The 26179-nt window shown below is 60.8% G+C and carries 26 protein-coding genes; 20 read left to right on the forward strand and 6 right to left on the reverse strand.

Features of this window, described 5'->3' with window-relative positions; genetic code table 11:
* Positions 1-62: 62 nt before the first annotated feature.
* Entirely contained in the window at positions 63-539 is a 477-nt protein-coding gene (locus FYB76_RS19095) for a hypothetical protein (RefSeq protein ID WP_154134698.1), read from the forward strand.
* A gap of 198 nt (positions 540-737) precedes the next feature.
* Here FYB76_RS19095 and FYB76_RS19100 read toward each other — a convergent pair whose 3' ends face one another.
* The gene (locus tag FYB76_RS19100; RefSeq protein ID WP_154134699.1) at positions 738-1136 is read right to left on the reverse strand and encodes an Arc family DNA-binding protein; all 399 of its coding nucleotides are present in this window, start codon (positions 1134-1136) and stop codon (positions 738-740) included.
* Positions 1137-1236: 100 nt separating this feature from the next.
* Here FYB76_RS19100 and FYB76_RS19105 point away from each other — a divergent pair, with 100 nt between their 5' ends.
* The 4 genes from FYB76_RS19105 (at position 1237) to FYB76_RS19120 (ending at position 2874) form a co-directional block, all read left to right on the forward strand.
* Positions 1237-1398, forward strand: coding sequence for an Arc family DNA-binding protein (locus tag FYB76_RS19105; RefSeq protein ID WP_154134700.1), 162 nt, complete (start codon positions 1237-1239; stop codon positions 1396-1398).
* 73 nt (positions 1399-1471) lie between these two features.
* A complete protein-coding gene (locus FYB76_RS19110; protein WP_154134701.1) occupies positions 1472-1852 on the forward strand; it encodes a hypothetical protein in 381 nt (126 codons plus the stop codon).
* A gap of 1 nt (position 1853) precedes the next feature.
* Positions 1854-2423: a hypothetical protein gene (locus tag FYB76_RS19115; protein ID WP_154134702.1), complete on the forward strand. Its 570-nt coding sequence runs from the start codon at positions 1854-1856 to the stop codon at positions 2421-2423.
* Positions 2416-2874: a hypothetical protein gene (locus FYB76_RS19120; protein ID WP_154134703.1), complete on the forward strand. Its 459-nt coding sequence runs from the start codon at positions 2416-2418 to the stop codon at positions 2872-2874. The genes FYB76_RS19115 and FYB76_RS19120 overlap by 8 nt, the downstream gene beginning before the upstream one ends.
* A gap of 344 nt (positions 2875-3218) precedes the next feature.
* On the opposite strand, the gene FYB76_RS19125 is transcribed toward FYB76_RS19120, so the two are convergent.
* Entirely contained in the window at positions 3219-3458 is a 240-nt protein-coding gene (locus tag FYB76_RS19125) for a hypothetical protein (RefSeq protein WP_154134704.1), read from the reverse strand.
* Between FYB76_RS19125 and FYB76_RS19130 the strand changes: the two genes are divergently transcribed.
* From FYB76_RS19130 to FYB76_RS19195, 14 genes are all read left to right on the forward strand, one after another.
* Positions 3457-5322 carry a hypothetical protein gene (locus FYB76_RS19130; protein ID WP_154134705.1) on the forward strand — a complete coding sequence of 622 codons (1866 nt, stop codon included), beginning with the start codon at positions 3457-3459 and terminating at the stop codon, positions 5320-5322. The two genes, FYB76_RS19125 and FYB76_RS19130, sit on opposite strands and share 2 nt — an antisense overlap.
* Before the next feature lie 64 nt (positions 5323-5386).
* Positions 5387-6346 carry a hypothetical protein gene (locus FYB76_RS19135; protein ID WP_154134706.1) on the forward strand — a complete coding sequence of 320 codons (960 nt, stop codon included), beginning with the start codon at positions 5387-5389 and terminating at the stop codon, positions 6344-6346.
* Positions 6339-7466, forward strand: a complete 1128-nt coding sequence (locus tag FYB76_RS19140) for a hypothetical protein (protein ID WP_154134707.1) — start codon at positions 6339-6341, stop codon at positions 7464-7466. The genes FYB76_RS19135 and FYB76_RS19140 overlap by 8 nt, the downstream gene beginning before the upstream one ends.
* A complete protein-coding gene (locus tag FYB76_RS19145; protein WP_154134708.1) occupies positions 7463-8092 on the forward strand; it encodes a phage baseplate assembly protein V in 630 nt (209 codons plus the stop codon). Before FYB76_RS19140 ends, FYB76_RS19145 begins: the two co-directional genes overlap by 4 nt.
* Positions 8092-8493, forward strand: a complete 402-nt coding sequence (locus FYB76_RS19150) for a phage tail protein (RefSeq protein WP_154134709.1) — start codon at positions 8092-8094, stop codon at positions 8491-8493. Before FYB76_RS19145 ends, FYB76_RS19150 begins: the two co-directional genes overlap by 1 nt.
* The gene (locus FYB76_RS19155) at positions 8490-9614 is read left to right on the forward strand and encodes a baseplate J/gp47 family protein (protein ID WP_154134710.1); all 1125 of its coding nucleotides are present in this window, start codon (positions 8490-8492) and stop codon (positions 9612-9614) included. The genes FYB76_RS19150 and FYB76_RS19155 overlap by 4 nt, the downstream gene beginning before the upstream one ends.
* Entirely contained in the window at positions 9611-10288 is a 678-nt protein-coding gene (locus FYB76_RS19160) for a hypothetical protein (protein WP_229297025.1), read from the forward strand. Before FYB76_RS19155 ends, FYB76_RS19160 begins: the two co-directional genes overlap by 4 nt.
* Before the next feature lie 66 nt (positions 10289-10354).
* Entirely contained in the window at positions 10355-11836 is a 1482-nt protein-coding gene (locus tag FYB76_RS19165) for a hypothetical protein (RefSeq protein WP_154134711.1), read from the forward strand.
* A gap of 1 nt (position 11837) precedes the next feature.
* Positions 11838-12038: a hypothetical protein gene (locus FYB76_RS19170; protein ID WP_154134712.1), complete on the forward strand. Its 201-nt coding sequence runs from the start codon at positions 11838-11840 to the stop codon at positions 12036-12038.
* Positions 12039-12080: 42 nt separating this feature from the next.
* Complete coding sequence (locus FYB76_RS19175) at positions 12081-12476, forward strand: restriction endonuclease (RefSeq protein WP_154134713.1); 396 nt, start codon at positions 12081-12083, stop codon at positions 12474-12476.
* Entirely contained in the window at positions 12473-12775 is a 303-nt protein-coding gene (locus FYB76_RS19180) for a hypothetical protein (protein WP_154134714.1), read from the forward strand. The genes FYB76_RS19175 and FYB76_RS19180 overlap by 4 nt, the downstream gene beginning before the upstream one ends.
* Entirely contained in the window at positions 12760-13413 is a 654-nt protein-coding gene (locus tag FYB76_RS19185) for a glycoside hydrolase family 19 protein (RefSeq protein WP_154134715.1), read from the forward strand. The genes FYB76_RS19180 and FYB76_RS19185 overlap by 16 nt, the downstream gene beginning before the upstream one ends.
* A complete protein-coding gene (locus tag FYB76_RS19190; protein WP_154134716.1) occupies positions 13410-13913 on the forward strand; it encodes a hypothetical protein in 504 nt (167 codons plus the stop codon). The genes FYB76_RS19185 and FYB76_RS19190 overlap by 4 nt, the downstream gene beginning before the upstream one ends.
* 84 nt (positions 13914-13997) lie before the next feature.
* Complete coding sequence (locus FYB76_RS19195; RefSeq protein WP_154134717.1) at positions 13998-14375, forward strand: hypothetical protein; 378 nt, start codon at positions 13998-14000, stop codon at positions 14373-14375.
* A gap of 441 nt (positions 14376-14816) precedes the next feature.
* Here the strand turns inward: FYB76_RS19195 and FYB76_RS19200 are convergent, their stop codons facing one another.
* The 4 genes from FYB76_RS19200 to FYB76_RS19215 form a co-directional block, all read right to left on the reverse strand.
* Positions 14817-16520, reverse strand: a complete 1704-nt coding sequence (locus FYB76_RS19200; protein ID WP_154134718.1) for a ShlB/FhaC/HecB family hemolysin secretion/activation protein — start codon at positions 16518-16520, stop codon at positions 14817-14819.
* Between the two features lie 30 nt (positions 16521-16550).
* The gene (locus tag FYB76_RS19205; protein ID WP_195724674.1) at positions 16551-22364 is read right to left on the reverse strand and encodes a filamentous hemagglutinin N-terminal domain-containing protein; all 5814 of its coding nucleotides are present in this window, start codon (positions 22362-22364) and stop codon (positions 16551-16553) included.
* A gap of 553 nt (positions 22365-22917) precedes the next feature.
* On the reverse strand, positions 22918-23760 hold the full coding sequence (locus FYB76_RS19210) for a hypothetical protein (protein WP_088756659.1): 843 nt from the start codon (positions 23758-23760) through the stop codon (positions 22918-22920).
* A gap of 327 nt (positions 23761-24087) precedes the next feature.
* The gene (locus tag FYB76_RS19215; RefSeq protein ID WP_229297026.1) at positions 24088-24483 is read right to left on the reverse strand and encodes a hypothetical protein; all 396 of its coding nucleotides are present in this window, start codon (positions 24481-24483) and stop codon (positions 24088-24090) included.
* 131 nt (positions 24484-24614) lie between these two features.
* On the opposite strand from FYB76_RS19215, the gene FYB76_RS19220 reads away from it, so the two are divergent.
* A complete protein-coding gene (locus tag FYB76_RS19220) occupies positions 24615-26174 on the forward strand; it encodes a diguanylate cyclase (RefSeq protein ID WP_154134720.1) in 1560 nt (519 codons plus the stop codon).
* Positions 26175-26179: the final 5 nt, after the last annotated feature.

Here is a 26179-nt window from a genome sequence, read left to right on the forward strand (position 1 = left end):
ATCATGAGCGAGTTCCACGGTTCTGAATTCGATACCAACACGATGACGTTCAAGGAGAAGCGATGAAGGAGTTCGGCACCCTCGCTGAAATGGCCCTGCATCTTGGCGTCATGGAAAAAGCCGTCGAGCAGCAACTTCGACATGGCCTGGGCATCGTCGCTTCAGCGATCCAGAAGACGGCCAAAGAGGAAATCGGGCACTACCAGCGCATGACAGGGCCATTTGATGCTTGGGCGCCACTGGCCGAGTCCACGAAAGAAGAGCGCAAGCGCCTTGGGTACACTCCTGACGACCCCGGCCTTCGCAGCGGAGAAATGCGCGACTCGATCCAGAAAAACGTTAGCGCGCGCGAGGCAGTCGTAGGCTCGGATGATCAGCACTTGGTTTATTTCGAGTTGGGGACCAACAAGCAGCCGCCCCGCTCAGTTCTCGGTATGGCCGTCATCCGCAACCGAGAATTGATCAAGAAGGAGCTTGGACGGGCAGTCGTGCGCGGCATGACAGGATCAGAACCCATCGGCGGCAATTACGATTTCTGAACGCAGAGCAACTTGGAGATATGAAATGAAGATGAGATACAACCCAGCGGCTACTGCGGTGAATTCCAAGACCCCGCAATCCAACCGGCCGGCCACCGCAGAAGGGATTCAACTGCGCGAAGTGCAGAAGATGTTCGAAGTCCAGAAGAGCCCTACGGCAGCCGGAACAACTGGACGCCGGCGCACGCGGTAGAAGCGTTACGATTCCTGATCGTCTTCTTTCTTTTTTCGGATAGTGCGCTTTTTCATAGCATTGGTCGGATCTTCGCCAAGGTGTTTGATTATGGCAATTTTGTCCTTGATCACCTTAGTGCCTTCCGGTATTTGGCGTAGCTTGACAGGAAGAGCCTTGACCTCAGCATCCAGGTTGTCCAGCTTCGAAAACATCTCGGCCAATAGCTTCTGGTTGATCTTTATGCTGATTTCGCTTGCTTGGTATTTAGGCGGTGACGACTGGTCCGAAAAGCTAGCCTGAAGCCGCGCAACGATTTCAGCATTGAAAGTTCTATTGGAGGCGCGCGCAGCATCGTGAATCTGCTTGTGCAGATCCGGGGGGACCCTTAATGCAGTCCGAATGAAGTCATCTTGATTTGCCATTGCCGAATTTTACACGCGGCTTCAAAATAAAGTTGACTTCATCATGAAGCCTAATTACTATGCATATACGGCTTCACTGTGAAGCCTAACGGAGAGCAAAATGACGGCAATGAACAAAACTGCGCTGCGCCTTCCGCCTGATGTGCACGATTGGGTGAAAGCTGCCGCAAAAGAAAGCGATCGCTCGATGAACAACCAGATCGTTGCGATCTTGAAGGAAAAGAAAGCCCAGTCTGAAGGGCGGAAGGAAGCAGCGCAGTAAAAGAAAAGCCCCGAACATATCTTGGCGGATTGGGTTCGGGGCTTGGATCAACACTCTTGATGAAAGTCAATCAATGACAACGATAGCTATTAATGCGCCTTCCGTCAAGGAAGGGCTCACGATCAGCCTGGGTTTCCGCGAATTTCGCAACGGATGCGTGCGTTTCACGCCCACCAGCGTGTTTTCGCCGTCCGAATTCAACATGGAAGCGCTTATCGAGAAGATCCGCCGCGCGCTCGGCGGGGCCATCACTCTGGCGGCTGAAGCCATCTTCCAGCCCAAGGTCAAGGATGCCAAGCCGTTCATCGTGGTGTCGCGCGATGGCAAGAAAGAGTTGGAGCTGGAGCTTCAAGCCCCGGATTCCATGCTGGACCGTCTGGAAGAGTGCGTGACCGTGCTGCTGGCCAAGTTTGCCGGCGTGGTTTTCGTCAGCCGTAGCACGGAGGGCGCGTAACATGGAAATCCTGAAGCTGAAAATCTCGGGCATGTCCCCGCTGATGATGCACTCGGATCGCCTGGCCAACCCGCTGGCGCCAGAAACCAAGGCGCATAAGGAACTGACCGCAAAGCGCAAGAAGACGGAGGATGATCATCTGGCCATCGCGCGCTCCGAATTCATGGCCGGGCTGTACCATTCCTCGCGCGACGGTATTTTCATCCCTGGCCAGAATTTCGACGCCACTTTCTTGGCCGGCGCGAAGCTGCAGAAGCTGGGCACAGCCTGGAAGCGCGGCGCGGTGGTGATGACTGACCGCGCAAAGCTGATCTACGACGGCCCGAAAGATCCGGCCAAGCTGTGGGAAGACACGCAGTTCGTGGACTGCCGCGGCGTGAAGGTGGGTACTGCGAAAGTGATGCGCTACCGCCCGGTGTTCGCGGAGTGGGCGACTGAAGTAGAGCTGTCGTTCAATCCTGATGTGCTGGATGAGCAAGAGGTCAAGAAAGCAATTTCCGATGCAGGCGCATTGATTGGCGTCTGCGAGTATCGCCCGCGTTTCGGCCGGTTCATGGTGCAGTATGGATGAGCCGAAACTGCTTCCTGAGTGGCGCCAGGCCGTGAAGGATTACCTTGCGGCCGGCTTCAAGCCAGGTGACGTCATCTCGCGCAGCTGGTTTGAGCGCCATTTCGACATGCCGGCTCTGGATTCTGACCAGCCTCTGACGGTGGCTGAGTTCCAAGAGCGTCAGTTCAAATGGCTGCAGAACATGGAGGCTTTCCGGGCAGAATTGCTGGAAGAGCACCAAATCTGTCTTGCCAACGTTCACGGAACAGGCTACCGCGTGGTTCCGCCTGGGGAGCAAACCAGCCTCGCGCAGGACAAGTTTGAGTCGGAGGCGCGGAAAGCCTACAAGCGCGCCGCCAAGACGCTGCGCCACGTGCGTATGAGCGAACTGACCGACGATCAGCGGAAGGAAAACATGGATGCCGTCGCAAAGCTCTCGATGCTGCGCGGCATGCATAAGGCTTTGGACTAAAAGGTACGGCAAGCTCTGCTATGGCTCGACGAGGTGAGCTATGGCTTGGCTTGGTTTGGCAAGGGCTGTTTTCAGCGGTCAGCTTTCGGGCTGACCGATGCGAATAGCATCATTTCCCACGGCGTGGCGAGTCAAGGCAAGGTATGCCAAGGCGGGCTCTGCTGAGGTGGGGCATGGCACGGGAACCCCGCTTCGGCGGGGTTTTTATTTGAAGATGAAGTAAAGCACGAAGCCCAGGATTGCGAACATAAGGATTGACCAAAGTATCGAGCCAAGCAGCATGAATGAAGCGCCCCATAAAAACAGCTTTGATCCGGGCACCTTTTTCTCAAGTTCTTCTGGCGTCATTCTTTCACTCCGAAAATAATTGGCAATAAGAAAAAAGCCAGCACGGCAAGAACTGGAGCGAAAAGCGCCCAGAACGCCATGATGGCAAGGATGGATTTCAGCGCGAGATCCAGCTTTGGAGTGGAAGATACTCCATATCCGCTCTGCCTATGGCGCACTCGACTGACGTTTGGATATTGCACCCACGGAATTTTATCGGCTGCCATTTCCTGCAGCCTATAGAGGAAATTTTTCATGTTTGAAGCCTACAAAATTGGGATTCGGATTCAGGTCCTGAACTTTGCCAGCCAAGGCCTGGCCATGCTCGGTGCCGACCTGATGAAGACCCATGGCTTGGCGCTCAAGCTGGAAGACAAGCTCAAAGCTGTAAAGATAGCAGGAATTGGCCTGGCCTCCGCGAAAATGGGCGATGGTATGCTCGGCTTCCTGGAAAAGTCAGTCAACTATTCCAAGGAATACACCCGGCAGCTTTCCTTGATGAAAGTTGCCGGTATGTCGCAGAAAGACATCGCAGAAGCGACCGCTGCAGCCTGGAAAACAGCCAGTGAGGTGCCAACAAGCAAGGCCTCGGAAAACTTGGCGGCACTCCGCGAGCTTCGTTCCGTTTTCGGTCTGCATCACATGGAAGAGGCCTATCGTGCGCTTCCCTTGTTGCAGCGAACCGCAGCGGTGATCGAGGCGCAAACCGGGAAGTCAAATCCGCACCTCGGCTTCAACATGGTCAAGGCAACGGAACTCATGACTCCCGGTGCGATGACGTATGAGAAGTTGGAAAAGGGTCTGAACCTGCAGGCGCGCGCGCTGATCGCCAGCGGCGGCACGATTGATGACCATGACTTCCTGATGGCGGCAAAGTACGCCAAGAGTTCATCCCTCACGATGTCGGATGAATACAAGTACATGATCCTGCCGACCCTGATGGCCGAACTGAAAGGGAAGGGCGGCGGGGCACAATCTGCCGGCACGATTACAGAGCGCTTGCGTGCGATGATCGTAGGTGGCCAGATCCCCAAGCATGATATCCAGACGTGGCTTGATGCCGGGCTGCTGGATCCATCCAAGGTGGTGAACAACAAGCATGGGATCGGCAGCAAGCTTTTGCCGGGCGCTGTGTATGGTTCGGGCGATAAGGATTTTGACCTCTACACCTGGGCGCAGAAGTACGGGAAGGCCGGTGTCGAGAACCTGATGAAGTCGCGCGGGCTGACTGAGGAACAGGCAATCAGCGCTCTCACCCAGCAGGTGAACAAGAACTTCGGCCTGAGCACATTTTTGATGAAGACGCTGCAGTTTGAGCGTGACAAGGAACTCATCCAGGCTACGCCAAGCAGCTATGCGGCTTATCAGGAATTGCTGAAAACGAACCCTGATGCCGCGCAGGCCGCATTGCGGAAGAAATATGAAGAAGCCATGGGCATCATCGGCTATCAAATTCTTCCTACGCTGATCCCGTATATGGTGAAGTTCGCAAATCTTCTCAGCGAAATGAGCCAATGGATGAAAGACAACCAGTCGACGGTGAAGGTTGTTGTTTTCGGACTTGGCGGCTTGGCGCTCGGCTTTTCTTTGCTCGGCCGGATTCTGATGTATGGCGCATTCATTAAGTTTATTGGGATGGGCCCCATGATCGGCACCGCGATGCGAGCTATCGGGACTGGGATCATGTTCCTGGGCCGGGCTTTCCTTATGAACCCCATCGGCTTGGCCATCACCGGCATCGCTGCGGCGGCTTACCTGCTGTGGAAGAACTGGGACACCGTGGGGCCATGGCTGCAGGGAATTTGGGACGGCATCAAGAACGGCGTCAGCGCATTGGTCGAATGGTTCGCTTCGAAGTGGAAATGGTTCACCGGCTTGTTTGGTGGTGGCGATTCTCCAAAAGAAGGCGCCCCTGGCACTGTCGAGCGAGAGCGCGACAAATTCATTTCCCCGCGAGAAGCCCGGGTGATGCTGGTGAATACCCAGATCAACCTGGACGGCCGACCGATGGCGAACTCCCTGGCCAGCTACTTGGTGCGTGAGGTCGTGCGGCCGACCGGCGGCAGTGCGTTTGATCCAAACCAGGCACTTGCGCCTGCGGGCATGCCATACGCCAGATAACAAGATCGCAGTCAGCAGCCAAATCGGGCCGCCTTCGGGCGGCCTTTCTTTTTCCGGAAGCAGAATGAAACCCGATACCGTCCTCCAGCTGAAAGACTTTGAGTTTTCCGGTACCGAGATTCCGGAGAAGATCAACTTCGGCGGCGAGCAGCACTTGATCGTGAATAAGTTGGTTGGCGGGGTGCGCGATGTGCAGGCGCTGGGTCCTGACCCTGCGCCGATCACCTGGGGCGGCCTGTTTCGTGGGACGACGGCGGCCTACCGAGCCCGCTACGTGCAGAACATCATGAACGAGGGCCGTGCGGTTGACCTGATCTGGTCGGAGTTCCTGTATCGGGTTCTCGTTCGAGAGTTCAAGGCCGATTTCGAGCGGTTCTATCAGATCCCTTATCAGATCACGGTCGAGATCGTGGCGGACCTGAGCGGCGCGGTGACGGAGAAGGCGCCTGCTTCGGTTGATGACCTTACGCGGGATGATGCGGCCAGCGTGACGGCATTGGCCGACCAAATCGGCGACCCAACGCTTTCCTCGCTGGTTTCCAGCCTGAACACTGCCATCAGCACGGTAAGCGATATCGCCAAGGCGGCCACCAGCACGATCAATAGCATCGTGAAGCCGCTCAATGCAGTACGCGCTCGCGTGCAGGTGCTGTTCGCCTCCGTCAACAACACGGTGCGCAGCGTGACCACGCTGGGCGGCATCCTGCCAAACAACCCGATTTCCACGAACGTGGGGCGAATCTTGAGCCAGGCTACGGCCGCAACCCAGATTCCGGTGCTGCAGCAGATGGACGTGACGCTCGGCCGGATGGGTAAGAACCTGGGCAACATCAATGCAGGAACCAAGACGGTGACGCAGGCCGGCGGCAACCTTTTGCGCGTCTCCGCAGACGAGTATGGCGATGCCATGGGGTTCACAACGCTGCTCGCTGCCAATGGCCTGACCGATCCGCAGCTTGCCGGCGTGAACACCATCGTGGTGCCGCCGCTGAACCAGACGCCGAATGGAGTGCTGAATGCCTAGTCTCAACGTGCTTCCGGTGCAGCCGTCAGCACGACAGCCGCGCGGCGCGGTCAAGTTGAACGACACGCTGATTGATGGCTGGTTGTCCTGGGAGGTTGAGAGCAACAGCTTTTATGCTGCCGATACCTTCCGCATCACCTTCCTGAAGCAAATGCTGCCGCCCGAGCGGAATGCGCGCTGGTTTTCCGAACTCACCACGGCATTCGTGGAAATCTTCGCAGGCTTCCCGCCGAACGCGGATAACTACCGCACCACGGACCTGACGAGCATGCTCTATGGCCGGGTGGATGAGGTCGAGTTTGATCTCGTGCGCGGGCGCATCGACCTGATCGGGCGGGACCTGACATCGGAATTCATCGATGCCAAGACCACCGAGAAATGGCCGAACTTGACTGCTTCGCAGATCGCCACCGATCTGGCCGTGCGTCGCGGCCTGACGCCGGTGGTTACGCCTACCACCACAAAGGTGGGCACGTATTACGACATCGACAACGTGACGATGACCGACCAGCGCAGCGAGTGGGACATCTTGAACTATCTGGCGCACCTGGAGGAATTCGCGGTCTACGTGCGCGGCAAAACGCTCTATTTCGGCCCGAAGCCGGACCCGAAGGCAACGCCCTATGTGCTGCAGTGGCAGCCACCAGAAGGCGGCCGGGGCTACCCAGTCGGCAATTTCATGGATCTGCGCTTCACCCGGGGCCTGACCGTCTCGCGCGGTATCCAGGTGGTAGTGCGCTCGTTCTTGTCGAAAGGGAAGAAGAGCTTTACCGCAACCTATCCGAGCAAAGGCAACTCGACGCAAGCCGGCAAGGCCAAGCCGTTCGGCGGGACGCAGATTTACACCTACACGATCCCGGGTCTGACGCAGGAGCAGGCGCTTCAGCGTGCGCAGTCCATCTATGCGGAGTTGATCGCGCACGAGATGAAGCTGACGGCCAGCCTGCCGGGCGACAACATCCTGGGGATTGACACCATGGTGCAAGTGATCGGGACGGACACGGCCTGGGACCAGACTTACTACCCGGACAGCATCACGCGCCGGATGTCGTTTGAAGAGGGATACATGATGAACCTGCATGCCAAGAACCATGCGCCGGATTCCACGGTGGCGCCATGAGTGCGCTGGCCAACGCAATGCGCCTGCAGGCGGCGATGGAGCGCAGCACAGAGGCCAAGCCGCGGAAGGGCATCGTCAGCAGCTACAACGCGAACACCTATAGCGTGAAAGTGCGGATTCAGCCGGAGAACGTTGAAACCGGCTGGCTTTCGCTGGCGGCCGCCGCCGTGGGCAACGGTTGGGGTGTGATCTTTGCGCCGTCCATCGGTGATCAAGTCGACGTCCATTTCGAAGAGGGCAATGCGAACAGCGGTTTCGTCTGTAGCCGCTTCTTCGACGACCAGGACCGGCCCATGGCCGTGCCGTCCGGCGAGTTCTGGATGGTGCACAAGACCGGCAGCTTCCTGAAGTTCACCAGCGACGGAAAGATTTCGGTCAACGGCGCTGCGGAGATCGACGTCACCACCCCGGTGGTGAACATCGTGGCCAGTGGCGCGGCCAATGTGACGGCCCCGCAGATCAACCTGGGTGCAGATGGGGCAGACCTGAAAGAGATTCTTACTTCTGCCTTTGCTTCACTTTTCAACGGCCACACGCATAAGAGCAACGGCAGCGGCGTGCAGACTGATCCGCCCCAGCAGCAGGCTGATTCTTCCCACATGACCAGCACAGTAAAGGCTTCCTGATGTCCGACCTCTACCACTACTGGAGCGGAGACCTATCTGCATCCGCCTCCGGCGACCTGCTGGGCGTGGACGGCACGGAGCTGGGGCAGCAGCGCGTCTTGCGGCGCCTGCTGACGAACCCCTCCGCCGCCGGGCAGAACGGCGCGCCAGACCTTCCCGGCGACTACCTGTTCCATCTGGACTACGGTGCCGGGCTACCGCGCCAGGTCGGCGAAGTGGTCGACGTCTCGAAGATCCGGGCGCTGATTCGTGGCCAGATCCTGCGCGAGTCGGCCGTGGCCCGCTCGCCGGCGCCGCAGATCGATGTCGTGCCGATCACCGGGGGCGTCAGCGTTTCGATCCGATACAACGACGCCCAGACCAAGAAACCCGTATATCTCGCCTTCGACGTAAACAAATGAGCCTATCAAGCAAAGACTTCGTGACGCTGGTGCAGGAGCAGGTGGCGTCGATTCAAGGCAAGGCCACCGCGCTGGTGGACCTGACCATCGGCTCCACGTTGCGCGCGGCGGTCGAATCCGTCGCATCGGTGGCGCTGTGGCTGCAGGGGCTGGTGCTGGCGCTGCTGGTCACCACCCGGGCATCGACTGCCAGCGGCAGCGACCTGGACACCTGGATGGCCGATTACAACTTCACGCGGCTGGCGGCGGTGGCCGCGACCGGCTCAGCCACGTTCTCGCGTTTCACTGCTTCTGGCACTGCCTTGGTGCCGGTGGGGGCGCTGATCCAGACTGGCGACGGCACGCAGCAATACACCGTGACGGCTGACACGACCAATGCGGCCTATGACGCCAGCCAGGGCGGCTATGTGCTGGCCAACGGCATCAGCTCGGTGACCGTGCCGATTCAGGCCGTGACGGCCGGCGTGGCCGGTAACGTGACGGCCGGCACGATCAACACCATCGCCCAAGCTATCACCGGGATTGACACGGTGACGAACGCCGCTGGGCTGACGAATGGCCAGGATGCCGAGCTGGATGCGGACTTCCGCGCGCGCTTCATCCAGTACATCAACAGCCTGTCCAAGGCCACAAAGGCCGCAGTTCTGTATGCGATCCTGTCGCTGCAGCAGAACGTCAGCGCTGTCATCGTGGAGAACCAGGCCTACAACGGCATCCCGCAGCCCGGATATTTCTACGCGGTGGTGGACGATGGCAGCGGCAATCCCAGCAGCACGTTCCTGGCCAGCGCCGGCAATGCGGTGGAAGCCACGCGCCCGCTGTCGGTCACGTATGGCATCTTCGGCCCAACTCCTGTCACTGCGAACGTCTCCATGACGATCACCACGGCCACGGGCTACATCCATGCCGATGTGGTGGCGCTGGTCACCGCAGCTCTGCAGACCTACATCAACACTCTGGGCTTGGGTAACTCGCTGAGCTACACCAAGCTTGCCACGGTGGCATATGGCGCCTCGCCGGGCGTCACCAATGTGAGCGCACTGCTGCTGAACGGCGGCACTTCGGACCTGGCCATCACGGCCAAGCAGACGGCGAAAGCCGGGATTATTGCGGTGGCATGATGGCAACTGGCGATCAAGATGACGTTTTCAAACGGCTGAAGGACCTGCTGCCGAATGGCTGGTTCACCGGTGACACACCGATCCTCGACGGCCTGCTGTGGGGCGCGGCCTATGCGCTGAACTTTGTGTATACGCTGTGGGCCTATGCCAAGCTGCAGACGCGCATCAAGTCGGCCACCGATGGCTGGCTGGACATGATCGCCGCGGATTTCTTCGGCGACACGCTGCTGCGCAAGAAAGGGCAGGGCGACAGTTCGTTCCGAAACCGAATCATCATCAACCTGTTCCGTGGGCGCGGAACACGCACGGCCATGATTCAGGTGCTGGAGGAGATCACCGGCAAAACTCCGGACATCTTCGAACCGAACCGACCGCTGGACACCGGGGCCATGAATACGCCGCTGTCTAAAGGATATTGCGGCGTGGCACGCATGGGCTCCATGGCCGTACCGTACACCGCGATGATCACAGCCTACCGGCCCGCTGCGGTTGGAACTGCGGCCGGGGGTGCATTTTGCGCTGCGCCGAAGGTGGCGGCGCTGAACAAGCCGCTGGCCAGCTCCTACATGAACTCTCTCAGCCTGGTGACCACTTCGGCCACCGACGAGGATATTTACGAGGCAATCAGCGCCGTCAAGCCGGTGGGCACGATCATGTGGACCGCCATCGAGTAACCATCCCAGCAGCACCAAACATCCCTTCGGGCCGCCATTGCGCGGCCTTTTTATTTTGGAGAGCCAATGCGCCGCGTCATTACCCAAATCGGACAATCCATCTATGAATGGCTGTTCACCCGCCAGGCCCAAGACAACATGGTGGCGCTGGCCAAGCTGAGCGCGGCGGTGCTTGGCACCAGCACGCAGTTCAACGGCCTGGCCGTGAGCCCGACATCGCCCGCATCGATGCAGGTCAGCGTGGCCCCGGGCGAGATCTACATGCTGGCCGCGCTGGAAGGCACCATCTATGGCACCCTGGCGGCGGATACCACTCACCAGATCGTCAAGCAGGGCATCAGCTTGGATGCCTCGCTGCTGACCCTGGCCGCACCCAGCGTGGCAGGGCAGTCGATCAACTACCTGATCCAGGCCACGTTCCAAGAAACCGACATCAGCGTGGATCCGACCACCGGCACGTCGCCGGTGGTGCTGCAGTTCTACAACGACTCGAACCCGACCGTTCCCTACAGCGGCCCGAACAATTCCGGCGCGACCAGCAATACTTTCCGCCAAGGCTCTGTGGTGCTGAGCGCGAAAGCTGGTATCTCGGCCACCACCGGCAGCCAAGTAACGCCGTCGCCCGATTCCGGATACGTCGGCATCGCTGTAGTCACCGTGGCCAACGGCCAGACCACGATCACGTCGGGCAGCATTACCGCGTACAGCGTGGCGCCGACGATCAATAACACGTTGCTCGGCCTTTCTCCATCTTTTGCGGTCCCGGTCCAGGTGGCCGCAGCGACTGCCGGCGCCCATGCGGCGCAGCTTTCGCAGGTCGTTGGCCAATTGGGACCTTCGCCGCAGATGAGTGCGGTCGTCGGTGCGTCAGCAACAGCCAGCCTTGCATTTACTGATGAGCAGGTCATCGTCGGTACGGCTTTGAATGGGACTCGCTGGGCGCTCCCTTCGTTTAACCAGACCCTGAATCTCGCTACCACCGGTGCTGGCGGGATGGATACCGGCAGCGCCCCTGCCAGCGGCTTCGTGGCCGTCTATGCCGGTTTGAATACCACCACTGGAGCGCGCACCGTATTCGCTCAGACCGTTGGAGCAAGTGCGCCGACCACGATCTACTCAGGGGCGAATGCACCGGCGGGGTACAACGCAACTGGCCTGATCAGCATCTTGCCTACCAATGGTTCTGGCCAATTCCTGGCGTATGTTGCGCAAACTGGCCGCTCGATCGTGATCCCATCCGTCACCGTTCTGACCGGCGGTGGGCCGAGTGCCCCATACACTGCCATTTCCTTGAACACGGCATTGCCGCGAGGGTCCAAAGCTGTTTCGGGATCATTGGCCACCACAGTTGGCTCGCTTGCGCAAGCAAATGCGTCACTGGCGCCGAACGCGGGCGGCGCAGGCGCGCAGAGCGTGGCCGTGCCGGCCACCGGTTCGCCGATGGTCGTTCCGTTCCGTTGCGTTCTTTCGGAAGACCGTCGAATCTACTACTCCACCGGTTCCTCTATTTCTAACCTGAACGTCGTCACGACGGGATACGAGTTCTAATATGGCCCTCTACGCAATTATTCGCCCTGACAATGTGCTCATGATGTTGAGCCCCGATATTTTCCCGGTTGCTGGCTATCAGTCCATTCTGGTGGACGATGAATGCCGCATGGAGGCGGGGAAGTGGCAATACATCAATGGCGAATTCATTCCATATGATGGGCCGAATCCCCAAGTCATCGAGAAGCCTGTAGAGGCCTGATCCACAGCCCGCCCAGTGCGGGCTTTTTTATTTGGGGGCTCAATGCCAGAACCAACAACCAGCGCGGCGACGGGGTACGCCGTCGCTGTGGGCACGGTCACGCTGACCGGATCGTTTCTCGGGCTGCAGTATGACCTGCTGCTGGCCGGCATCTTCGGGGGCTGCGTGGCGCTCTCATTCACACGGCAGACGCCGCTGCTGCGCATGGCCATCACGCTGATCACCAGCGCCTTGGTGGCGGCTTACGGCGGCCCCGTGGCCATGGCCTGGGCGGCGCAGTCGTCGTATTTCGAATGGACGGCCAAGATCCCAGAACAGATGCGCTTCTTCAGCGCCTTTGCCATCGGGGTGTGCTCGCAGACCTTGGTGCCGCTGGCGCTGCAGCAGCTGAAAAGCCGATTCGGAGGGGGTAATCCGCAACCAGGAGCTCCCCAATGACGATCAATTACCTGCTGATTATCAATCTCGTGGCCGCTGGCCTGATCCTGCTGCGCGCGCTGTGCGCCCTCAACGAGATGACGCCGGCTCCTGAGCATCATTTTGACCGGCTGTTTTTTTCGCTAGTCGTGGCCGGGGAGAGCGGCATCCTGCTCGGCCCATTGTTCGGCTACATGCTGAGGCCTGAAATGGCCTACGTGGTGCTGAACGTCGGCTTTTCAGGCATCTACGCTGTTCCCTGGCTGTACCTGGCGGCGCGCGACCGATTGAAAGGACGTATCCCATGGACCTCACGATAGACCAGCTGCGCCAGATCATGCCCGCCTCGATGCGGGCATCGTCTTTTCTGGGGCCGCTGAATTCAGCGATGCGGGAGTTTGGCATCGATACCGCACAGCGCCAGGGCATGTTCCTGGCCAACGTGGGCGCCGAGTCCGGGCAACTCTCGAACCTGGCGGAAAACCTGAATTACAGCGCCGACCGGATCCGCCAGATCGGTAACGCTTCGCCGGCAGGCTCGCGCTGGCGCTCGCTGGTGCCGCGCGCGGCCGAGTTGGCCGGAAATCCCGAGCGCATGGGCAACGCGGTCTATTGCAATCGGATGGGCAACGGCGACGAGGCGAGCGGGGAAGGTTTCATGTATCGCGGCCGAGGCCTGCTGCAAACCACCGGCAAGACGAATTACATGGCCCTGATGATGGCCCTTGGGATTGACTGCGCTGTTCACCCAGAACTGCTGGAGCAGCCAGAGGGAGCCGCGCGCGCTGCCGCGTACTACTGGCATGCCAACGACCTGAGCGAGTATGCCGACGCCGGCGACTTCGACGGGGTGTGCGACATCATCAACATCGGGCGGAAGACGGCCGCCGTCGGTGACTCAATGGACTATGCCAAGCGGCTGGCCCTGTACAAGAACGCCAAGCAGGTGTTGCCATGATGGCCGTCCTCGGAATGCTTCGCATCGTCCCGTCATGGTGCTACTGGATCCTGGCCCTGGTGGCGCTGTGCCTGGGCTGCGAGATCCACGGCGCCGGACGCGTGCAGGCGAAGTGGGACGCGCAGGTGAAACAGCAGGCGGCCGCAGCAGAAGCAGCGCTGGAGCTGCGGCGCGAACAAAACCGGGCCATCGGTGCCGAGCAGGCGCTCAAGTCGGCCCAGATCCAGAGAGGTCACGATGATGAAATGGCAAAAGTGCGCGCTGATCTGCGCAATTCTGAGCGGCTGCGCCTCGGTGCAGCCTGGTGCGACGGTGGCACTCCCGGACCCGCCCAAGCCAGTGGCGCCGCCGGCAGCGATGGAGCCGGTACCACCGGCCGGTTACTTCCTCCAGAGCTGGACAGCGCTGTTCGCGCGCTGATCGGGCAGGCCGAGGAGTCCGCCGCCACCGCCCGCGCGGCGCAGGCCTTCATCCGAGAGAACGGCATGGCGCCGCCGTGACCCATACCCCGAGCTTCCTACGTGGAGGCTCGGGGCCTTTTTTCGCTTCCGGCTTGCTATACTGTGTTTTTATCCAGTATTTCCATGCAGAAAAGCAAGAATCTCAAGCCGCCGCTGTCCAGCCAGGAACTGCGCCAGCTCTACCGCCAGAACCCGACGCCCGAGCTCGCCCGCGCGCTGTGGGAGATTGCGCGCCTGAAATTCAGGATGGAGCAGTTCACCGACGACTACATCAAGGTCATGGCTATGTGGCCGCGCGTGGTGGAAGAACGGCCGGTGATGCTGGAGATGCTGAAGGCCTCGATGCTGGTTGAGACCCGGGAGGCGTGGCCGCGCCCGCGCGAGAAGGAAAAGCCGCTGGACTTCACCAAGGGAACGATCTTCGAAGACCTGGACGATGAGCATCCGGAGGACCGGGCACTGATGGCGGAGTGGATCCGACGCCACGGAAAGCCGCCATAAATTGTGCTATTGCCACCATAGACACGTTTACAAAACAACGACTTACGATCGGTATCGAAAAATTCTGTAGCACAACGATCATTGCGCAAGGCATTGACTTATAAGCAAAATCAGGCGATGCCATAAAAGGTTCATAGCCTATCGGGGGTTCGAATCCCCCCCTCTCCGCCAGTAGTAAAGCAAACTTCAACAAAGTTTGACGAAAAGCCCCTAAGCAATCAAATGCTCAGGGGCTTTTTTTTGCTCGTTGTGCCCGGGTGCGCAAGTTGACTGTTGATTCGCTTGCAAATTCGCGCCGCTCCATTTGCGCTCCTTTCATTGCCTGCTGAAGGTAGCTGCTTTCATACGAGAAGTCGCGCCGAAACCTGATCCTTCACGGTCTGTTCCCACTGGATCTGCATCTCGTAGATCAGGTGGGAACAGACCTGGAATCGACAGCAATCAGAACACCCATCCCGCCTGCACCAGGAGCTTGGTCCTCGGGTAGGGTTCGCTGGAGGGGCGCTGGCTATTCAACCTGTTGGCCAGATAGGCCTTGACCAGGAAATTGTCGTAACTGCCGCTCCAGCCGAGGCCAGCGTCGCTGATCTTGCGCCGCCGGTCGCTTGCGGAAACCGGGCGGGCCGCACTCGCCTGGCCCCAGTCGGCGAAGACCTGCCAGCGGCTGCGCAAGCTTCCCCAGGCCGGCAGGGGACGGGATAGTTCGAGCCGCACAAGGGTGGCATTTGCACCAAGCAGTTCACCGGACGGGTAGGCCATTACTGCGCCAAAGCCTGACACCGGCAGGTATTCGCTGCTGTCGAGATTCTTGCCGTTCAGGGAGCGCTGGTGGCGCAGCGCGCCCGTGACGCTCACTGCCCAGGGCAGCAGCATCACCCGGTTCAGATCGACTGCCAGCTTCTGATAGCCACCCTGCGTGCGTGGTCCCGCCGCGTCCAGTGCGCGGGCGGTGGCGTCTCCGATCTTCAGTTCCCCCAAGCTGACGGCGACCTGTCCCTGCGTCGCGCCCGCCATCCCGAACACAGGGGTTTCGTCGCGCAATGCCAGTTGCGCCGTGGCCGAGGACAGTGTCTTGGGCGTACGGATTCCGGCGCTGGCCATCTTGTCCTCCAGGTCACGGTACCTGGCATTGAGACTTGCCTCGATGGTTTGCGCACGGACGCGACGCAGCGGATAGCTCAGCGTCGCCTCCAGGGTGCGGGCCGTACCGCGGGCATTCAGGCTGGCATACGCATCGCCTAGCTCATATTCGAGCTGGCTGGCCGCCACTTCGCCACGCAGGCCGTCGGCTGCCAGCAGCATCGAATAGGCCAGGCGCCCGCTGACCAGTTCCCCGGTGTCGCTCACGAGCCCGCTGACCGACAGGCGGTCGCCCCGGCCGGTGGGGGAATTGCTCTCCAGATTGAACGAAAGACGGCGACTGCCGGTATAGCGAGAACCGAAATTGTCCCCCATCAGATAGCCGGAAAAAGGCGCAGTCGGTCCGGTGGCCACCACAAAGCCCGAACTGCCGACCTGTTCGCCGGGCAGGACTTCGGCTCGCTCGACGCGTACACCGGGGGTGTCATTGATGATGAGCAGGCTGCGCTCCAGGCTCTCCGCCGACACCGCTGCACTCGCCTTGGTCTGGTCAAGGATGGCTTGTACCGTCGGATCCCCCACCCGCGAGGAATTTTTCAGCTGGAACGAGCCATAACGGCCCTCGACCACCTGGATCCGCAGTACGCCTGCGGTGATATCCTGGGCCGGAATGTAAGCGCGCGCGACGAAGTATCCCCGGCTGCGGTAGTAGCGTGTGATGCGCTGTGCAAGGGAGTCCAGTTCCGGCAGCTGCAGCGATTTGCCGACGCCCTCAGCCACCAGGGGCGCAAGCTGTTCGGTATCGATGACATGGTTACCCTGGATCTGGATGGCACGCACCGGAATTGCCTGCCCCGGGGGGAGCGGTGCCATTGCCGGCTCCATTGCCTGCCTGTCACCCAACGAAGGGAGACTCGGTACCGGCTCGGCAGGGACCGCCGGCGGCTGTGCCTGCTGCAGAATGCTGCCGCTGTTGGGGGCCCCCTGGGCCCAGGTGTTGAGGCCGGCCATCGCCAATGCCATGGTCAGTCCGACCTGTTGAAATGGTGAAGAATGTTTGTTCATGGTGTTCTGTGAGGGCCTGCGCACCGATCCTTATCGCGCGACTTCGGATGGAAGACGGACTCCTCCCTCCACGACGGTAAACAGCGTGCTGGCCTCGCTCGTGGCGAAGAGCGCTTGGGGGGGCTTTCTCCGCGCGTTGTCGTCGGTGACGGTGATCGTCGCAGTCGTGTGCGTGGCAGAAATCGCCCGATTGGCGCCGGTGAGGTCGGGGGCGGAGTCAGGGACATTGCTCGCGGTTCCGTTGGTCGTTCCGGAGGCGGTAACGGCAGCCGCGGGGGAGGCGGGGCCGTCGACAATGGTCAATGTGCCGCTGCCAATATTGAAGTCATAGTTGATGGACGAGAGCCCTGTCGCATTGCCGCTGATCACATAACTGCCTGCGGCACTGGCTGCCGTTGCCGTGCTGCTGCCCACCCCGAGGGTTCCGCCCAGTACGCTCAGGTCTTCACCATTCGTGAAGCCGGTGACGGTCTGGGCAAAGACAGGATTGGCATCGCCATAACGCCTGATCTGGTCGTTCGGCGTGATGGTCAGGGTCGCCTTGTTGATCGTGAGGCTGCCCCCGCTCATTTCAATGTCGTAGCCAAACTGGCTGGAATAGAGGCCATCAAGGCGCAGGTTGGCACCCGTGTAGGTCCCGGCGTTCGCGCTGCTGGCGGTGTAGAAGGCGTTGCCGGACACCAGCGACGAATCGTAGCCGACCGGGAACACCAGGGTACCGGCAGCGCTGTTGGCATTGCCGTCGTAGGTTTTGCTGGCACTGCCGGCGCTCAGGGTCAAGGATGTCAGGAAGGTACGCAGCAGCGGCGCACTGTGCCCTTCATATATCCGCCACGTCGCGCCGGTCCCGCCGGCATTGTCGATGCTCCAGCCGGCGGCCGTGAAGCTGGCCAGGCTGGTGAGCTGCGTACCGGTCAACCCGGCAACACCGCTGGCGTTACCCGCGCCGACACCCTGGATCAGGCTGCTGCTGGTGGTGTTCCAGAAGCTGCCGCTGATGGCTCCGACATTGCTGCCTACCAGGCCGCCTGCCGCACCGCCAGCCGATGCGGCGTTGCCGGTTGCGTAGACACGCAGCAGGCCGCCGTCATTGAAGCCCACCAGGCCGCCTGCGGTGGCACTGCCCTGTACGCTGCCGGTGGCATAGCTGTCGCTGATGGTGCCGGTACTGGCATTGCTGCCGGCCAGACCGCCGCCATTGAGACCGCCGCTGACATTGCCCGAGGCCAGGGACTGGCTGATGCTGCCCGCGTTGCTGCCTGCGAGCGCACCGACATTGCCCGTACCCGTCACGCTCACATCACTGCTGACCCGCTCGACCACTCCGGTGGAGGCGTTGTGGCCCACCAGTGCAGCGCTGTAGGTTCCTCCATCCACGCTTCCACCTGCCAGGTACAGGTTGCCGACATAGCCGGCGTTGTAGCCGAACAGGCCGCTGTAAGTGCTGCCGGGACGATTGATGACCAGGCCGCTGATACGGTGGCCTTGCCCGTCCAGCCGCCCAGTGAAGGGATTGGCCAGGCTGCCGGCAGGAACGAAACCGCTGCCGCTGTTCCATGACGCGCTGCCGGAGGCTGCGATGTCGCCGGCCAGTACGAAGTGCGTGCCCCCCAGTCCGGCGGAAGCCAGCCCCTGCAAACCATAGACATCGGCGATGCGATAAGGCGTGGCAGCACTGCCATCGCCGCCGATGGCGCGCACAAACGTCGCGCTGGAGCCGAGACGGAAGTCGGTGACGCTCAAGCCCGGCAGGCTTGCGGCCACCTGGATACAGCTGCCGCCATTGAAATTCAGCACACCGAGATTGACGTCGCCGGTACTGGACACCGAGCCGCCAGCCGAGATCGTCAGGCTGCCATTGGCCGCATGGATGCCATCGCCCAGGACGATGTTGCCGGCGCTGGTGGTGCTCAAGCTCAGCGCAGCGTTGTCAGTCCAGGCCAAGCGGTCGGCCAGATTGAGGTTGCCGCCTGCCGAAAGATGGCGGGTACCGCTGACAATGAAAGTGCCGCCACTGTCCAGGCTGAGCAGGCCGCCGGCGCCCAGGTCGGTGTCCAGGCTGAAGCTGGTGGCGCTGGCCGTCAGTGAGAGGCCGTAACCATTGCTGGTCAAGGCGGAGAAGTCGCTGGGGGCGAAGAAAGTGAGGTCGGCAGCGCTGTAGCTGCCGCGTGCGCCCAGGTAGCGATTGCGGGTGGCCGACAGGCCGGTCTGCCTCGTGACCAGCCGCACCGAGGACCCATGCAGATCCAGGCCCTGGATGCCATTGATGCCGCTCACGTCGCTGAAGGCGGCCCCTTTGGTGGTACTGCCAGCCAGGTAGGTGATGGCGCCGTTGCTGTCAAACTGACTGGCTGCTCCGAGCACATAGTAATAGCCGTTGGCTCCGCTGGAGGCGCTGCCGATCAGCTGCCCGCCGGACACCGCAGCCACGGTGGCACCGGCCAGTGCGGTACTGCCCGCATCGCTGAAGACCTGGCCGCTCACCGCATGGGGCGTGGTGGAATAGCGCCATGTCAGGTACGGGTAGAGGTTGCTGCTGATCCCCCATATCGAGGAAGCGAAACCAGTGGGCAGTGAGCCCTGGAGTTGTGCTGTGCTGCGCCCGGTCATGCCGCTGGCCAGGCCGCCGGCCGTCCCTTGCAATTGGCCGCTGGTCTGGATGTTCCAGTAGGCGTTGCTGATGGCACCGTTCGCACCATTGTTGTAGCCGACGAAGCCGCCTGACTGGTTGCCTTCGACGTAGCCGGTGGCATAGCTGTTGCTGATGGTGCCGTTGATGAAGTTGACGCCGGCGAAGCCACCGATGTTGCTGGCAGCGCCTTGTCCGATGACCGCGCCGCTGGCATAGGAGTCAGTGATGCTGCCCTCGTTGTGGCCGACGAATCCGCCGATGGGCCCGCCTGCACCCCTCACTGTGCCGGTTGCGTAGGACTGGCTGATGGCGCCGCCGTCACCGCTATAGCCGTTGCCCCCCACCAGACCACCAATATAGCCGCCCACGGACGAATTGGTGCCGGTGACGTCGCCGCTGGCATAGGATCGGGTGATGCTGCCGCCGTTGACGTTGAAACCGACCAGGCCACCAACCTGGTAGCCGGCACCGTTGACATTGCCACTGGCGGAAGCATCGGCAATCGCGCCGCCATCATTTGTGCCTACCAGCCCGCCCGTATTGGCCTCGCCCGAGGAGGTACCGTTCACATTGGTGCTGGCCGCAGCATTGGCCAGCGTGCCGCCCAGCATGTAGCCGACCAGGGCGCCCACGCCGTCGGCACCTGTAATACTGCCTCCCGTCAGTGTCACGTTGCTCAGGCTCGCCCCGGAGGTATAGCCGAACAGGCCGACGTAATTGGTGGCCGCGCGGTTGATGGCCAGGCCCATGATGCTGTGCCCCTGTCCATCGAAACTGCCGGTGAACTGCTGGGGGCTGTTGCCGATCGGAACGAAGCCCGATGCGCCCCAGACCTCGCCGTAGGAGCCAGCATTGCCCGCCAGCGCAGCGGTCAAACTCAGGTCTGAGCCCAAGCGGTAGCTGGCCGAGAGATCAAGACCCATCAGCTGCAAGGCGTGTGGTGTGAATATGGTCGTGGAATACTCGTTGCGCAACATCGGCCGGGTATTGCCCTCAAACATGACCCAGGTGTTGGTGAAGTCCAGACCAACATAGCTCGCTTGGTTGCGCGGGGCAGACAGCCCTGTGCCACCGCCCCGGGAGCTGGACTGGCCGGTACTGTTGACGTCCCAGTAGCTGTTGTTGACCGTGATGGTTGGCAGGTAGCCGCCTCCGACCAGGCCGCCCGTGGCGGAATAGCCCGTCACCTTGCCGCTGGCGTAGGTGTTGGTAAGTGTGGCGCTGGAGATCACTTCGCCCAGCAGTCCCCCAGCGAACGCGCTGGTGTTGCTGACGGTCGCGGTCACGGAGCCGGTGGAATAGGAGTCGGCAATGGCGATGCTGGATACGCTGCCCGCCAACCCACCTACCACAGTCAGACCGGTCACGTCTGCTGCAGAGGAAGAGTAGCGGATCAGGCCGTTGTACACTGTGCCGGCCAGGCCGCCGACGAAGGCTCCGGAGCCCGAGATGATGCCGGTCAGATGAACATTGCTGAGGGTGCCGCCGAGGTTGGCAGCAACGCCGGCGACGTTCAACTGGCCGTTGATGCTGGCGTTGGAGAGAGTCAGGTCACGTACATTCCCGGATACGGTACGGAATAGCGCGACGTCACTCTCCTGACCGCGATTGATGGTCAGCTTGTCGATGCTGTGGCCGAGCCCGGCGAAGTTCATGCTGACTCCGTCCAGCGGATTGAAACCGGCCCCGGCGTTCCAACTGGCTGTGCTGCTGGCATCGATGTCATTGGCCAGCGCATAGAAGCCGGTGCTGGTGATGCCTTGCAACGCACCGATATCATGGATCAGCGTATAGCCGGTGCCCGCCATGCTGAGGCTGGCGTTTCTGCCGGACAGGGTGACGCGGGCGCCCTTGTTCAGGCTGTAGCCGCCGCTGTAGGAGAGCGAAAGCCCGGCATTGTTGCCGGTGGCAGTGATGTCCTTGTTGATCAGGATGCTGCCGGCAGCATTCAACGCCAGCACCGTATTGGCGCTCCAGCTGATGGGGGCGTCCACGGTGATATTGCCTGCCTGGCTGCCGCCGACACCGGTAGTGACCGTGATACCTGTGCTGGCCAAGGCATTGGCAAGTGTCGTGACGTTGAGCACACTGTCGTTGGCATTGCCATTGAAGCCGCCCATGCCTGAGCTGATTGCGTTTGAAATCGTCACGTTGTAGGGATCGATCAGCCACTCGCCGGTCTTGCCCCCGGGGGCCAGGGTAGTGATCTTCACGTCGTCAGCGATCTGGATGCGGGCGGCGCTGGTTTCGATGAAGCCGCCATTGCCACCGTCGGGCGCACTGGCATCCAGCTTGCCGCTGACCTGTACGCTGCCTGAGGTCATGTCGCCCAGCAGGAGAATGCGTCCTTCCTTGTTGACGACCGTTTGAGCCCGGATCTCCCCGCTGTTGTTCACCAGCCCGGATAGCACCGTATCGAGTCCCTTGGCGGTCAGTATCACCAGTCCGCCGTCGGCCCGGATCGCCTGTTTGTTTTCCACCAGGCTCTCCAGGCTTCCCTTGTCGACCGAAACCCCGACCAATGAGTCACCGTTGAAATTCAGGCTCACCCGTTCGCCAGCGGCCAGGATCGCGCTCCCGACGCGGGCAGTAATGCTGCCTTCATTCTTCACTTGATTGCCCAGCAAAGCGACGTAGCCGCCGTCCCTCGCTGTAAGCGAGCCGAAGTTGATGACACGGCCGCTGCCGCTGCCGCTGAAAGTCGTTCGCCCTGCCATGAAGTCGGCGTCCGACAGGTTAAGCGTGGAAGCCACCAGGCCGCCGACATTGACTTGTGCTCCCTGGGCGAACAGCACACCATTGGCATTGAGCAGGTAGAGTTGGCCATTGGCGTTCATCGCCCCGGCAATCACCGACTGCTCGTTGCCTACCACGCGGTTCAGGGTGACGGCGGCAGCATTGGGCTGCTGGAAATTGACGGTACCGCCAGCCCCGATGGAGAAGCCTTGCCAGTTGATTGCGGCGCGCTGGGTGCTCTGCTGCACTGTCATCGTGTTGGCGTTGACGCTGATAGTCGCGCTGCCGGCAGTCACCTGGCCACCGTCAGGCAGCGTACCGGCAGCAGGCGCCGCCATGGCCGATCCAAGCAGGCCCGTCAGCAGGCCTGCGCCCACGATGCTGCCGCCCGACCGCCCCCGCGCCCGGACTTTTTCATGGGTGACCACAAACTTCTGCTGGCGATTGCTCCAGACCAGCCGGTAGATTCGATTCACAAAATTTCCCTCGATCGTCAGAGCCCTTCTTCCCCACCTGCCGGGAAGGCAGACGCACTGCCACATCCGCAACGTCTTCCTTTATTCAGATAATGGATTGGAAGTTGATCGTGCGTGCGGCTAATGACTCGGCAATCTGAGCTACACCTTTTCTGATGGCTCCAGAAATTGTGCGTGTGACGCTACAGGGGAAGAGATGGTTTGTTTGGAATTTTTTTAAGACTTTGGGCGAATATAGCAGCAAGCGCTGGCTGCTCATATAGTCCAAATGGAGGGGGCGCTACGCTTGCTTGCTCAAGCTCAGCAGGGATCGATTGGCGTCTTGAAGGCCGAGGTGGTGAAGTGGATGTTCAAATGTGGACTGGGTTTTCTCGCGCCGTTGCCGCCAAGGGCAGGCGTCCTCCACCACAAGAAAAACACCCCAAAGCCTGGATTGATGTCCAACTTTTGGGGTGAGGTGCAAAGCGGGTCTTTTTCCTGTGCCATTTCATCAGGCGTGTGCCATTGAAAATGCTGCGCTTGCGTCCAAGCCGCAGCTACGGCGGGAGCCAGGTCAGAAGCGCATTTTCAGGTAAGCAGAAGGTCCTTTCAGCTTGATGTCGAAGGCCGCCTGCGAATTGCCGCCGTCGCGGTCGATATGAATGCGGGTAATGCCATAGTCCGCGCCGATGCCGATGTTCTTCAGCGGGTACCATTCCACGCCCAATGCCCCGCCGTAGATGTGGCCGGTCACTGTGCCCCAGTTCTTCTTCACGCCCGAGGCTTCGGCATAAATGCGCAGGTCCTTGCTGAAAGCGTGTTTCCATCCAAGCTCGAGCAGGGGGGCGAAGGTCTTCTCGGTCTGGCTTTCACTGAGTGCCCCCGTTGTTCCGTTGAATACGCCGCTGGCCTGCAGATCGTAGTGCGCCCGGTAGTAGCCTGCGCCCACCCCGATACCGAAAACGTCATTGCCCGAGCCCAGCCACCACTTGTAAGCCAGAGAGGCAAAATCCACCTCGATGTTGGCGTTCGCGCTGCCGGCCAGGATAGCCGGTGTGCCGCCGACGTTGAATGAGCGGGATGTGCTGTAGGTATAGTCGTTGCGGTAGCGGAAATAATCGAAGGACAAGCCGTGGCTATCCCCCAGCAGCAGCTCGGCGCGTACCCGCGGCAACGTGGTGCGATCGCGGTCGATGTCACCGCTCTGAGCTGAACCGTAACGGGTATTGCCCTGGACGTTGAAGGTCGGATCAACGTAATAGCCACCTGCGGAGAGGCTGAAGCGATCCAGTGCCGGCGAGGGATCCGCATGGGCTCCCTGCGCAAAGAGACCCAGCGCGACGGTGCCGGAAAAAGAGGCCATCAAACGTAATGTCCTGGTGTGCAAGCCGAAACGTGCGAACGAGTGGAGGTTCATGGTGGTAATTGCCCGGTAATGTGTTGTCATCGAAGAGGTCGCGAGGACCCGAAAGCCGCGTCATCGTAAATCGTCGCGTCTGGACACATCGATCAGCGCATTTCTCTAACTTTTGTAGGAAATGGAGAGCGCTGATTCCGGGAGGAGATGAGGAGCGGTGGGGCACTGAATGCGGTGCGCTGCGATTGAAGATGGCGGAGCTTGCCGCATCGCAGAGACTGGCCCGCCCGATGCGTAGGCCAATCGCGAGTCCGTGCGCAAATGTCGCAGCGCCAAGAGGTGAAGAACGCGATTGGAAAGTCGCGGCGCCGGAGCAGGCCGACTGCTTCAGTGGAGCGTATCTGCGGCGCTTGTTCCGATATCCCCGGACAGCGCCAGCCCTTCCTGCTCCTCGATGAAGAGCAGGAATTCCATATGATTGCGGGCCTGTATCCAGGCCGCCAGCGTACGCACGCTTTGTGCCTGCAAGCTGTTGATGTGCCACGCGATCAGTGCGCCCAGGTGCTGCCTGATTTCGTAGGACTCCGCCCCAGCCGCGTGCATGCCGACCAGGCAATTTCGGGTGGCATTGCGGATCAGGTCGCCCACGATCAGGTTGGCCCCGGCCATCTCGGCCAGCTTCTGCACGATCAACGCATATCGGTGGGCTATCTCTTCTGCAAAACTGTTTAGCATTTTTTCTCCTGTTGCCCAGCTTAAACCGGCCAGGGCAACGCCCGCCATCGGGAGAATCCTGAGAAGTGCGCCTGCGCGGGATGGCGCGCGGGCGCTTCACCTCAGGCAATCTCTGATAGCGAAGCCTTCCCGTGCGAACAATAATGGCATTACGAGACGTCACCGTTCAGGGGAGAACAATGGAAGTGTGTCCGATCAAGGTGGCGTCCCGGGCGGCCAAGGGGTTCGTGGCGGCCGTGTGCATCATCATCGTCCTGTTGGAAGCGTGGACCATCTGGCACGAACGTACGGCCGAGATGGAGGAATCCTCGCGCGCCACCGCCAACATGGCGCTGGCGCTGGCCCAGCACGCCGACCAGGCGCTGGATGAAGTCGATATCGTGCTCAAGTCCGTCATCGAGCAGGCCCAGGGCAAGCCGCTGGGCGCCGCAAGCAAGGAGCGGCTGCACAACTTCCTGGTGCGCAATGTGGGCGAAGTACCGCAACTGGCGGGCCTGTTCATCTACGATGAAAAGGGCAAGTGGTTGGCGTCGTCCCAGCAGGTCCTCGAAACACGGTTCAACAACAGCGACCGTGACTATTTCCAATACCACAGGACGCATCGCCAGGACGCCGTCTTCATCGGCAAGCCGATCCGCAGCAAGTCCACCGGCCATTGGGTGCTCACCATGAGCCGGCGCCTCAACAAGCCCGACGGCGCCTTCGCCGGGGTCGTGCTGGCCACGCTGGATATCCAGTTCTTCGAGCGCTTCTATCACAAGTTCGATATCGGCCAGAAGGGGGCGATCCTGTTCGGCTCCAATGATGCCACCGTGTTGTACCGCCGTCCTCTACTGGCCGATTCGATGGGCAAATCGCTCGCGCAGTCGCCCTTGTTCCGCCAGCACATCAGTACTGCAGACGCCGGCCAGGTGACCATCCGCTCCAACCAGGACGGCGTATCGCGCGTGCATGGCTTCAAGCACCTGGGCAATTATCCGTTGTTCGTCATCGTTGCCGTGTCGGAAGATGAGGTCCTGCAGAGCTGGCTTCACCATGCCATCGTGCGGGCCGTCGGGGTCGCGCTGCTGCTGCTGGCCATCGGTTACGGTGGCAACAAGATGGTGGCGCAGGTGTCGCTGCGCGAGCGTGCCCAGGCCGACGCCGTGCGGGCCCAAGCCGAGCTGGAGACGATGTTTGAATTGCTGCAGAAGCAGTCACGTCGCGACGGGCTGACCGGCGCCGTCAACCGCCGTCATTTCGACGAACTGCTGGAGGCGGAAGCCGCGCGTTTCGCACGGGTGGGGGGAGCGTTTTCATTGCTCATGATCGATGTGGATCACTTCAAGCAATACAACGACCACTACGGCCATGTGGTGGGGGACGTGTGCCTGAGGAACATCGCGGCGGCTATCTCCAATGCCGCCCAGCGCGAGATCGATACCGTCGCGCGATACGGTGGCGAAGAATTTTCAGTGCTGCTGCCCGAGTGCGGCAGCGCCGGCGCACTGGTCGTGGCCGAGCGGATCGGTGCGGCCGTCAAGGCCTTGGGCATCCCGCATGCAGCGACCACGAAGGGCCTGGTCAGCGTCAGCATCGGTGTGACTTCCATCGCCAGCGCTGACGGCTTCTCCTGGCAGCCGCGCGAACTGGTTGAAAGCGCCGACAAGGCGCTTTACGAGGCCAAGGAAGCAGGACGGGGCAGGGTGGTCTTCCGGGACTTCATCGCCAGGAAACCGACCCTGGCCTGGTCTGCCTAGGGCCT

This window comes from Herbaspirillum sp. CAH-3 (assembly GCF_009668275.1).
Lineage (GTDB): Bacteria > Pseudomonadota > Gammaproteobacteria > Burkholderiales > Burkholderiaceae_D > Herbaspirillum > Herbaspirillum aquaticum.